Annotated in this window: 1 protein-coding gene; it reads right to left on the bottom strand. The window is 68.5% G+C overall.

The features are described from left to right. A partial coding sequence (locus IG74_RS0144965; protein ID WP_030689722.1) for an ABC transporter ATP-binding protein occupies positions 1–451 on the bottom strand: 451 nt, incomplete at both ends.

Below are 451 nucleotides of genomic sequence, written 5' to 3' on the forward strand. Positions count from 1 at the left end.
CTTGTTGTTGTGGCTGACCAGGAAGACCGTGCCCGCCTCCTTGCGCAGCTCGCGGATGCGGGCCTCGGAGCGCTTCTGGAACTTGCGGTCACCCGTGGCCAGGGCCTCGTCGATCATCAGCACGTCGTGGTCCTTGGCCGCCGCGATGGAGAACCGCAGCCGGGCCGCCATCCCCGAGGAGTACGTGCGCATCGGCAGCGTGATGAAGTCGCCCTTCTCGTTGACCCCGGAGAAGTCCACGATGCCCTGGTAGCGCTCCCTGACCTGCTCCCGGCTCATGCCCATCGCAAGGCCGCCCAGGATCACGTTGCGCTCACCCGTCAGGTCGTTCATCAGCGCCGCGTTCACCCCGAGCAGCGAGGGCTGGCCGTCGGTGAAGACCTTGCCCCGCTCCGCGGGCAGCAGCCCCGCGATCGCCCGCAGCAGCGTCGACTTGCCCGACCCGTTCGAC

Origin of the sequence: Streptomyces sp. NRRL B-1347 (assembly GCF_000720325.1) — a bacterium.
Classification (GTDB): Bacteria; Actinomycetota; Actinomycetes; order Streptomycetales; family Streptomycetaceae; genus Streptomyces.